Source organism: Thermomicrobium sp., from assembly GCF_053493975.1.
In genome coordinates this window covers 1-9,006 of sequence record NZ_JBRBZA010000077.1, presented here as the reverse complement: position 1 = coordinate 9,006, position 9,006 = coordinate 1, and the positions used below count along the sequence as shown (strand labels likewise).

Genomic DNA, 9,006 nt, shown 5'->3' with positions numbered 1-9,006 from the left:
GGTCGACGAGGAGACGGGCGATGAACGGAGCGAGCGAACAGCAGTGGCAGGAGCGGATCACGATCGACGAAGCCGTCCTCGCGGGAAAACCAGTCATCCGCGGCACCCGGATCGCGGTCGAGCAGGTCCTCGACTCGTTGGTCTCGACGGTCGATGCCAGGCTGACCCCCCATCCCAAGCGTGTGTTCGTGCCGAGTAACTCTAGACAAGACTTGACGGGCCGACTCCGATGATTTACACTGTGGTCAGCTGGCCAGACCAGTTGAACGGATGAGGAAGACGTCGATGCGGATACGCGAAGTCGAGTTCATCGGTCTTCGCGCGCCTCTGCCAAAACCGGCACGCTTTTCGTGGGGTGAGGCATCGAGTCGTAATGTCGGTCTGGTGCGGGTCGTGACCGAAGAGGGTCTCGAGGGCTGGGGGGAAACGAGTGTTACCTTCCCCCTCTGGAGTTTGGAAGAGCGGGCGCTGACGGTTCGCGAGGGTGTACGGCCGCTGCTAGTGGGGCAGGAGTGGAACGAGCCCGCAGAGGTGGTTGCTCGACTCGAGGTCGCGCTGGCACCGCTCGGGCACTTGTGGTCGGTGGTCGCGATCCGCGCGGCGATCGGGGCGGTCGAGGTGGCGCTCTGGGATATCGTTGGACAAGCGGCTGGCAAGCCGCTTTGGGAACTCTGGGGTGGTCGGTGGAGTCGCGTGCCTCTCTATGCGGTCGGTTTTGCCGGGGACCGGCGTGAGATCGCGCGGCAAGCTGAACAGGCGATAGCAGCGGGCTACTCAGCGGTCAAAATTCGCGTCGGCTTCGACGAGGAAGCGGATTTGTCCCTCGTGAGGATGGTGCGCGAGGCGATCGGGCCCGAGGCAGGACTGCTCGTCGATGCCAACATGGCCTGGGGACGCGAGCAGGCCCGGCGGATGGCAGAGCGGCTCGCGCCGTACAAACTCGGTTGGCTCGAGGAGCCGCTCGTGCGCGACGACATCGAGGGGCTGGTAGAACTGCAAGGGCTACAGATCGTACCACTCGCGGCGGGGGAGAACGCGTATACGGTCGCGGATGGTCGCGCGCTCGTCGAGCGACGAGCGGTGAGCGTCGTGATGCCGGACATCGCTCGGATCGGTGGGGTGGGGGCAGCGCGGGCGGTCGTTCAGTTGGCGCGCGAGGCTGGTATCCCGTATAGCCCGCACCAGTACGGTTCGGAGATCGGCTTTGCTGCGGCGTTGCACCTATGCACGACGGAGCCGGGGTGCCACTCGCTGTTACGTGATGTTTCGCCGTGGGAACTGCGTAGCGCGATCGTCGGGAGCGAGCCGCTAGTCGACGCTGGGCAGGGCTTACCGCCGCGGAGGCCTGGGCTCGGTGTCCGTGTCGATCGGGTGAGAGCGGAGCGGTTCCGCGTGGTGTGAGAGTGCGCGTGGGGGCGATCGATCGAACGGAGAGGAGACAGGTGATGAGCGACGTTCTCGGAAGCGGTCGCTGGACACGTCGGGATCTACTCAAGGGTGTCGGAGTCGTCGGATCGGCGGTGCTGGGCTCGATGCTCCTGGCTGCCTGCCGGGGTGGAGAGCCGACGCCGACGCCGAGCCAACCAGCGATGGCGAGTCCGACCGCTCGAACAGCGGCGATGCCGACGCCGATGGCGACGCCGGCTGGCCCATCGAAGTATGCGGGTGAAACGCTGAATTTGATGATCATTCAGCCGCACGTGGTAGCTGGTCGCATCATGGCGGAGGAGTTCAAGAGTGCGTACGGTGTCACGGTGAACGTAGCGGCTGTGCCCTACGACCAGGTCCAGGCGAAGGCGACGCTGGACGTTCAGTCGGGGGCGAATCAGTTCGATATCTTCGACTATTGGTACATCACGGTAGGTGCCTTGGCTCGAGATGGGATTCTCGAGGACTTGACTGATTTCATCGAGAAAGATCCGGAGATCGACCCCGGAGACTTTATCCCATCGATTTTTGACACGTACACGCTATACGAGGGGCGCCGCTACGGCCTGCCCTATGACGGCGATACCCATGTCCTCTTCTACAACGTAGAACTCTTCCAAAAGTACAACCTGCGAGCACCGACGACGTGGGAGGAGTATCTCCAAGCAGCCAAGACCATCACCGAAGGGGAGAAGAAATCAGGCATTTATGGTTGTGCTGTGATGGGGGCGAAAGTCCCGATCATCATTTGCTCGAGTTACTCGAACCGGTTGGGTGGTTTCGGGGGCCGTTATCTGGATGACCAAGGACGCCCACTCTTGACGAGTCCCGAGGCGATCGCGGCTGCCGAGGCTCTGCTCGAGGTCGCTCCCTATGCGCTGCCGACGCCATTGGAGACCGCGTTCGAGCAGGCGCTGCCAGCGTTTCTCCAAGGGCAGGCAGCGATGATGGAGTTCTGGACCGATTTGGGCGTCTATTCCGAGGATCCCTCGCAGTCCAAGGTCATGGGCAAGTGGGATGTCGTGCAGATGCCGGTCGGTGGCGGCAATCAGCAACCTCGTCCATCCCTGAACGCCGGGTTCGCCTTCGGTGTCTCAACCGGATCGAAGAAGAAGGAGCTGGCTCGTGAATTCATCAAATTCGCGACCAGCAAGGAGATGCACCGGAAGCTGTTGACGACGACAGGTAGCGGCATCGATCCGACGCGGCGCTCTGGTTTGGAATCGAACGAGTACAAGACGTTTGCACCGAAAGTGCAGCGCGCAGCCGCTGCCGCGCTCAGTGGTGCCTTCCCTTGGCCGACGATTCCGGAAGCGCCCGAACTCATGACCGTTTTGGCTGACGAACTAGCGCTCATGCTGCAAGGGGCGAAGACCCCGCAACAGGCGCTGGCTGATGCACAGGCTGCGTGGGAGCGCATCTTGCGGAGCTGACGAGTGAGGATCGATCGAACGGTGCTGGTCGGGCGTCACCGCTGGAGTAGACGACTGGTTGGCTGGAGTCTGGCAAGCCCTGGGCTGATAGCGGTCAGCGTGATCGCCATTTACCCGGTCGTGGCGTTGGTGCTCTTCAGCATCAGTCAGTCGACGCTCGGCCAGCCGTTTCGCGACTGGGTAGGATTCGAGAACTTTCGCCGGGCATTTCAGGACGCAGTGTTCCGCTCGGCATTGGTCAAAACGGTCCTCTTCGCCTCCGTCCTAACGGTGGTGGAGATGGTGTTGGGCGTCCTGCTCGCCCTCCTGCTCCAACAGGTGCGGCGGGGTGGGTGGCTGCTGCGCACCCTGGTGCTGTTGCCATTGATGACTCCTCCCGTGATGCTCGCATTGGCCTGGCGACTCGTCCTGGCTCCGAGCGGGGGACTGTTGAATCGTTGGCTGCAAGGGGCGGGACTGATCGATCAGCCGATCTCTTTCCTCGGGTCACCGCTGCTGGCCTTTCCCTCGATCGCGGTGGCCGATATCTGGCAATGGACACCGTTCGTCGCACTCCTGACTTTTGCGGCCTTGCAGCTCCTCCCGTCAGAAGTCGAGGAGGCGGCCAGGCTCGATGGGGCTGGATCCTGGACGCGTCTTTGGGTGATGACCCTGCCTATGTTGGCACCGGTTCTCGCGTCGATCCTCTTGTTGCGCTTCATCATGGCGATGAAGCTGTTCGATTTGGTATACGTCCTCACCTTCGGTGGGCCAGGATTTGCGACGACGGTCGCTTCCTTCTACATCTACCGAGTCGCGTTTCAACAATTCAATGTCGGCTATGCTGCGGCGATGACGATCCTGACCGGAGTGACGGTCGGTTTGGTGACGCTACCGGTTTCTTGGCTTCGGTCGCTGGCGCAGCGCTTGGAGATCGGGTGATGGCACGCGAGTCGGTCGTTGCTTCCAGCGGCAAGGGCGTAGCGATGCCGCTCATCCTGCTGGGCCTCTGGCGCCGCGTGGTCGTCTCGCTCGGGATCCTGCTGACGGTGATCTTCGTCGTCAGTCCGATTCTCTACTTGGCTATTCTCTCGATTACGAGCCAGGGTGAAGTGCTGAGTGGCCGGATCGTGCCGGAGCGGCCGGTGATCGAGAACTGGCGGATCGCCTTCGAGACGGTTCCCCTGCTGCGGTTCCTGCGCAATTCGCTCGTCGCCGCCTCGTTGAGTAGCGTGTTGACCCTGGCTATTAGTTTTCCATTGGCCTACGCAGTGGTGCGACTGCGAACTGGTGGACGCGTAATTCCCACGGTGGTGCTGGCGTCATATACCGCACCACCGGTGGTGGCAGCGATGCCGCTGTTCTTTTTGTTGCGTTCTTTGGGATTGATCGACAGCGTCATCGGGCTGGTACTGGTCTATGCGGCGGCGAATGTCCCGGTCGCCTTTTACTTGCTGGATAACTTCTTGCTTCGCATACCAGAGGAAATTGAAGAAGCAGCCTGGCTGGACGGGGCCGGGACGCTCCGCGTTCTGGCAGAGATCGTGTTCCCATTGGCCTTGCCTGGATTGACGGCGACGGGGATCATCTGTGCGCTCCTCGCTTACAATGAATTCTTTTTCGCTCTCTTGTTCACCTACAGTCCAGCGGCGCAAACGCTTCCCGTCGCGATCTCGCTTTTCCAGGGCGAGAAGCTCGTCCAGTTCGGGCAAATGGCGGTGGCCTCGCTGACCGGGATGATTCCGGTGTACATGGTTGGCATCCTGCTCCAACGGTGGCTGTTGGGCGGCCTGACCGGAGGTATCAAGTGAGCAAGCTAGTGTTCAGTGCGGTGCAGCGCGAAGCGCTGTGGAGCGAAGCAGCGGAGCAATTGAAAGGCTTGATACGCAGTCGCGCTCTTCCGCCGGGAAGCCGGTTACCGAGCGAGCGAGAGCTTTGTCGTCAGCTTGGCATGAGCCGGGTCTCACTGCGCGAAGCGCTGCGGGCGCTCGAGTACGCGGGGTATCTCGCGATCGTTCCGGGTCGGGGAATCTACGTGCGCGAGGCCAGCGAGATCGGTCAACGCTCGCTCGAAGAGTGGCTCCGGCAGCACGACGACCTCGTCCAAAAGATCTTCGAGTTTCGCGAACTTTTCGAGCCAGGGGTTGCACAGTTGGCGGCGGAACGTGCTAGTTCGCAGGAGATCGAGCAGCTCGCATGGTCCATCGCGGCGATGCGGGCAGCGTGGAACGAAGGTGATCTCGATGCGGCGATCGCGGCGGACGCCGAGTTCCATCACTTGCTGGTGCGGATCACACGGAACGATCTCATCGTGCGCTTTTTGGAACAGCTGCTGCGAGCAACCGGAGAGGAGCGCAGAGCAAGTCTGAATATTCCGGGTCAAGTCGAACGGGCGATCGCTGGGCACGCGGCGATCCTGGAGGCGATCCGAGCGCGGGATCCGGATCGGGCTGGCGCAGCAATGCGCCAACACCTGCGCGACGCATGGCGCTACATCGCGGCGTGGCTCGCCGGGGAGTTAGATCCGGTTTCAGGGGAGATTCGGGAGAGCGGATCGAAAGGGGGTGTACCGTGAGCGAGTCGCGAGTGGTGATTTATCCGGAGGAAGTTCTCGAGGGCGCACCGATGCAGAGTGCTGATCGGGCGGTGCGTGACCTCAAGCTGATCTACCCCGAGACAGGTTTCGACGCCATGACGCTCTGTCTGGGGGTGGTGGAGATCGAGCCTTATCACCACAGCCCGTTGCACAAGCACCGCTGCGAGGAGGTGTATTACGTCGTCCAAGGAACCGGTGAATTGGAAAGCGCTGGTCAACGGTATCCACTTCGTCCGGGCAGTGCCGTGCTGAACCGGCCGGGCGTGCCGCACCGCGTGTACAACACGGGGAGCGAGACGATGCGGCTCGTCGTCGTCGCTGGCATCATGCTCGTCCCCCTGCTGCCGAACTGGCCTACTCCGTCGCCGTACGAGATTCTCGAAGGACAGCCTGCCTGATGACGTGGTATCGAGGAGCGTCGCCATGGAGAGCGCTGCAGCACGTACACCAGCAGCATTGGCCCGTGGTCTGAGCGCGCTGATCGACGTTCTGATTCCCGGCGATGACTTGTTTCCAGCTGCTTCGCTCGCTGGAGCGACGGGACTCGTCTTCGAACGGCTCCGTGCACTGGAAGGTGAGCGATTCGTGGAAGATGTGCTCGCCTATCTCGATCAGGCAGCTGGGGGGCGGGAGTTCGCCGCGCTCCCAAGCGAGGAGCAGCGGCATCTCGTGGCGCAGCTGGAGCGAGAGCGACCGACCTGGTTCGAGCAGCTGCGCATGGTTACCTACCTCAGCTACTACCAATTGCCGCCGGTCGTGCGTGCGGTCCGGGCGCTCGGCTTTGAGTACAACGAGGCGCCGCAGCCCCGCGGGTACTCGATGGATCCCTTCGACCCCGCGGTGGATCTGCCTAAGCAGTCCAGGGGTGCGTACGTTCCGACCGATGCCGTTCGACGTGTCGATCTGAGCGGTCTGGGGGACCTGACCCAGACGGTCGACTATTGAGGAGGCGGTCATGCTCACTGCAGCGACACCACGGTCACCGCGAGAACCGGTCGATGTCGTCGTCATCGGTGCTGGAGTCGGTGGCGCCATCACGACGATGGTTTTGGCGGAGGCTGGCCTGCGCGTCGTCTGCTTGGAACAAGGGGGGTGGATCCGGCCGACGGATCACCCACATGCCTCGCCGGACTGGGAATGGCAGCGGCTCACTCGCTGGAATACGGCACCGAACGTCCGCCGCTTACCCGCGGATTATCCGATCGATACTGATGACGAGCGCACGTTGATGTGGAACGCGGTCGGTGGGTCGACGATCGTCTACACAGCGACCTGGCCGCGCTTTCGGCCGAGTGACTTCCGCAAAGGTACCGAGCACGGGCTTGCTCCTGACTGGCCGATCACGTACGAAGACCTGGCACCGTATTACGATGTGATCGACCAGATGGTGGGTGTCAGTGGATGGCTCGGTGACCCAGCCATACCGCCGCGTGGGCCGTTCACCTGCCGGCCGCTGCCGCCGGGGCCACTCGGTCGCGTGGTCGCGCGCGGGTTCGACCGCCTCGGGTGGCACTGGTGGCCGATGCCGTGTGCCATCCTATCGGAAGACTTCGGGGGGCGGCCAGCTTGCAACAACTGTGGGAACTGTCAATCGGGCTGCTGGCGTGGCTCGCTCAACGATGTCTCGCTGACGATCTGGCCGCGCGCGTTGGCAGCGGGAGCGGAGCTGCGCACCCATGCCCGAGTCGAGCGCATCGAGACTGACGATCGCGGACGGGCGACCGGTGTCGTTTACATCGATCTGATGACCGGAACGCGGCACTTCCAAGCAGCTGAAGTGGTCGTTGTGAGTTGTAACGGGATCGGCACGCCGCGTCTTTTGCTCAATTCGGCCTCAGGCCGATTCCCGAACGGACTCGCAAACTCCAGTGACCAAGTCGGACGCAATCTCATGCATCATGTGCTTGCGATTGTCGAGATTTGGGTCGATGAGGTCCTGGATTCCCACAAAGGAATCGTTTCGGCCGCTCTGATTTGCGAGGAGTTCGCCGAGACCGATATCCGGCGTGGCTTCGTCAACGGTCTAACGATCCACATCGCGCGTTTGAATGGAGCGGGTTATCAAGCGCTGGGCTCGCATAGCGGGAACGTGGCTCCATGGGGACCTGAGCATCACGAGTGGTTCCGTCGACACTTTGGTCACGGTTTCTGTGCCTTGGTCGTCGGCGATGACTTGCCGCGGCCAGAGAACCGAGTGACGCTCTCCCCGGACAAGAAAGACGACACCGGTATTCCAGCTCCGCGCATCCAGTACCGGGTCTGTGAAAACGACCGCCGCCTGATCCGCTTCGGTATCGAGCGAGCACTGGACCTCGCGCAAGCGCTGGATGCCTTCGACACCGAGGTGAACGACTTCGTCCTCCCAGGCAAGGGATACACCCCTCCCGCGTGGCATCTCCTCGGTACCTGCCGCATGGGAGCCAGTCCGGACGATTCGGTCGTCACCAAGTGGCATCAGAGTTGGGATGTCCCCAACTTGTACATCATCGACGGCAGTGTGCTCGTTACGGGCGGCGCCGTCAATCCGACCAGCACGATTTCTGCTCTCGCCCTGCGGGCAGCGACGCACCTGCGCGATCGGTTCGCGGAGGCGCGGCGGGCGACGGGACCGATCGATCTCGATCTACCTGGCTGATCAGGTCACGGACTGCGTTGCACTGATGGCTGCGCTCGTGCGGTCCGAGAGCTGACCGACGCTCAGGCTCTGATGCTTCGGCCTCCCGGGGGACGCGCTGGAGCGGAGCTCGCGCCGGGCAGATCCGCTGCGGTTCGTCGCTTCCCGCTGGGCGGGTGCGACTGCGGGCTACTGACCCACTTGCGTTCAGTTCTCGGTCAGCCGCGTGTGCTGCCCGGTGAATACGTGCTACTCGGCCGGTGACCCGCACGACGATCGGTATCCCGGTGGTAGTGTGGACCGCTAGCCGTGTCCGCGCGATCGTTCACTCGATGGACGAGCGGGAGCTTGGCCGTGGATCTCGCTGGTCGCTAATCCGGGATCGGCGACAGCGCGACGGTGGATCTCCGAGTAGGCCATGCCGCGTACTACAGTGATGCGCGTTGTCCCGGAGGGAATCGTAGGCTCGCAGCGTGCGACCGTCGAGGCCAGAGAACGGGACAGTCAATTCGCCGTGCGGGTGCTCCACGTGGCCGGTGAGCCGACTGTGATCCCGTTCCTGATGAAGCGTGGGGCGGATATTCGTGGGGTCTGTCCAGTCACTGGGCTGAGTGCTCGGCTCGTCGGGCCGAGTTTCAGGCGGATGTTTTGGGCCCCCTCGAGAAGGTGTGCCGGAAGCCTCGGCGACAGCGCGGGGGGCGGCGTTGCTCGCTGGTATGGGACTCGGCCTCTGGGATCTCCGAACAGTTGCAGCGCACTGGGCGTACCGTCGCATTTACGAACCGGCGTTGCCGGAAACGAGAAGGCGTGCGCTTGTCGCGCAGTGGGAACGAGCGGTCGAACGGTGCCGCAGCTGGGTTTCGGACGAGAGCGGCTCCCCATAGTCTCGTGCGCTCGGTCAGACTGCGCCTGAGCGCATCCGCTCGTCTCCCGGTGGTGGGGCGAGGGGGGAGCGG

The 9,006-nt window shown here is 62.8% G+C and carries 9 protein-coding genes; all 9 read left to right on the top strand.

Annotated features, from left to right (window positions below; genetic code table 11):
• Positions 1 to 233 (top strand): DUF433 domain-containing protein (locus ACWIVK_RS12380; protein WP_448577038.1); only part of this gene is annotated, 233 nt, incomplete at its 5' end.
• Between the two features lie 52 nt (positions 234 to 285).
• Positions 286 to 1,401 (top strand): mandelate racemase/muconate lactonizing enzyme family protein, encoded by a 1,116-nt coding sequence (locus ACWIVK_RS12375; RefSeq protein ID WP_448577037.1) that lies wholly within the window; start codon positions 286 to 288, stop codon positions 1,399 to 1,401.
• A 44-nt stretch (positions 1,402 to 1,445) separates the two neighbouring features.
• On the top strand, positions 1,446 to 2,861 hold the full coding sequence (locus ACWIVK_RS12370; protein ID WP_448577036.1) for an ABC transporter substrate-binding protein: 1,416 nt from the start codon (positions 1,446 to 1,448) through the stop codon (positions 2,859 to 2,861).
• A 3-nt stretch (positions 2,862 to 2,864) separates the two neighbouring features.
• Positions 2,865 to 3,782 (top strand): carbohydrate ABC transporter permease, encoded by a 918-nt coding sequence (locus tag ACWIVK_RS12365; protein WP_448577034.1) that lies wholly within the window; start codon positions 2,865 to 2,867, stop codon positions 3,780 to 3,782.
• The gene (locus ACWIVK_RS12360; protein ID WP_448577033.1) at positions 3,782 to 4,651 is read left to right on the top strand and encodes a carbohydrate ABC transporter permease; all 870 of its coding nucleotides are present in this window, start codon (positions 3,782 to 3,784) and stop codon (positions 4,649 to 4,651) included. The genes ACWIVK_RS12365 and ACWIVK_RS12360 overlap by 1 nt, the downstream gene beginning before the upstream one ends.
• A complete protein-coding gene (locus tag ACWIVK_RS12355; protein ID WP_448577031.1) occupies positions 4,648 to 5,415 on the top strand; it encodes a FadR/GntR family transcriptional regulator in 768 nt (255 codons plus the stop codon). Before ACWIVK_RS12360 ends, ACWIVK_RS12355 begins: the two co-directional genes overlap by 4 nt.
• Complete coding sequence (locus tag ACWIVK_RS12350; RefSeq protein WP_448577030.1) at positions 5,412 to 5,834, top strand: cupin domain-containing protein; 423 nt, start codon at positions 5,412 to 5,414, stop codon at positions 5,832 to 5,834. The genes ACWIVK_RS12355 and ACWIVK_RS12350 overlap by 4 nt, the downstream gene beginning before the upstream one ends.
• Before the next feature lie 25 nt (positions 5,835 to 5,859).
• Positions 5,860 to 6,381, top strand: coding sequence for a gluconate 2-dehydrogenase subunit 3 family protein (locus tag ACWIVK_RS12345; protein ID WP_448577029.1), 522 nt, complete (start codon positions 5,860 to 5,862; stop codon positions 6,379 to 6,381).
• Positions 6,382 to 6,391: 10 nt separating this feature from the next.
• A complete protein-coding gene (locus ACWIVK_RS12340) occupies positions 6,392 to 8,071 on the top strand; it encodes a GMC family oxidoreductase (RefSeq protein ID WP_448577028.1) in 1,680 nt (559 codons plus the stop codon).
• Positions 8,072 to 9,006: the final 935 nt, after the last annotated feature.